Raw genomic sequence first — 1,105 nt, forward strand, 5'->3', positions numbered from 1 at the left:
CTTTTTGGGGTCACTTCAATTTCTCTAGTCTTTAAAGGCACTACCAGTATTTTTATTGAATTCTTCTTTTGTAATAAAATGTTTTTCATCTGCAAATATGTCAATATGCTTACTCCAACTATCAATTTTTAATTTAGGAGGAGAAACAGTTGCGAATAGTGTACTTGTATCATAATTTTTGATATGACCGATTCTATAATAGGTCATATACAATTGATAAATCGTAAACTCGTTTATATGGTCATAAGATAATCCATTAAATCCGACTATACTTGTGACTATATCTGAAAAATGTAATGGTTCTCCTTCTTTAGCTTTAACTCGTTTACTTCTTTCGATAGCACGAAGCTATCTCAAGTAAGTACTCATAATAAACCGGCAAATAACCGTATACTAAATATTTGTTCACAATTGGTTTGTAGAAAAAGAGAAGAAAGAATTTTCTTTCACTTCGCTAATAATATGATGAAAAGTGAGAGGGAATTTAAGTTGAAAGTCTTTCCTTCGCTTGGTTTGTCAATCATTTTACCATTCATTTTTATCTTTAATAATGCTAGTAATTCAGGATTGCAAAATTTATCGCACAGCACTTTTTATAATATTTATTTTTGTGGTTTAATGATTCCAAATGTCGTTTACATGTTACAGTTTTCGGAAAATTATAAGGCTGCTTGGGTGTATAAAAGTGTTCCGATTTCCAATATGAATCATGTGAATAAAGGTGTTTTAAAAGCGGCTCTTGTCCGTTATATTTTTCCATTGTTCCTTATTCAAAGCATCATTTTTATGTACTTATTCGGTGTGGAAATGCTTCCTAATTTAATTGTTGTTATATTGAATATCGCTTTACTTACGATTGTTTCTTTTAAAATACTAGTAAATGCCTTACCTTTTACTCTAGCTTTTGAAAATGTTAAACCCGATACTTTGAAAATGTTAGCGGCAATGTTTATTATAGGACTACTTGCATTAGTTCACTATGTTATTCAACTCTTTGGTATCTATATACTTATTGGTTATCTGATCATTTTATTAATTATTAATTATATAGCTTGGAAGTAGTACTCGTGTACACAAAAGGATGCTATTCACATTGGAATAACAT

2 protein-coding genes are annotated in these 1,105 nt (G+C 29.8%); one reads left to right on the forward strand and one right to left on the reverse strand.

Features of this window, described 5'->3' with window-relative positions; all coding sequences use genetic code 11:
• Nucleotides 1-24: 24 nt before the first annotated feature.
• On the reverse strand, nucleotides 25-207 hold the full coding sequence (locus V7014_RS23845) for a hypothetical protein (protein WP_335511029.1): 183 nt from the start codon (nucleotides 205-207) through the stop codon (nucleotides 25-27).
• A 255-nt stretch (nucleotides 208-462) separates the two neighbouring features.
• On the opposite strand from V7014_RS23845, the gene V7014_RS23850 reads away from it, so the two are divergent.
• Nucleotides 463-1,062, forward strand: coding sequence for a hypothetical protein (locus tag V7014_RS23850; RefSeq protein WP_335511031.1), 600 nt, complete (start codon nucleotides 463-465; stop codon nucleotides 1,060-1,062).
• The last annotated feature ends 43 nt before the right edge of the window (nucleotides 1,063-1,105 follow it).

It is taken from the genome of Bacillus sp. JJ722 (assembly GCF_036963345.1).
GTDB lineage: Bacteria > Bacillota > Bacilli > Bacillales > DSM-1321 > Bacillus_AD.

What these genes read in the sequence shown, in the direction of transcription:
- V7014_RS23845 (WP_335511029.1), bottom strand. Translation starts at nt 207, where the DNA reads ATGACCTATTATAGAATCGGTCATATCAAAAATTATGATACAAGTACA.
- V7014_RS23850 (WP_335511031.1), top strand. Translation starts at nt 463, where the DNA reads ATGATGAAAAGTGAGAGGGAATTTAAGTTGAAAGTCTTTCCTTCGCTT.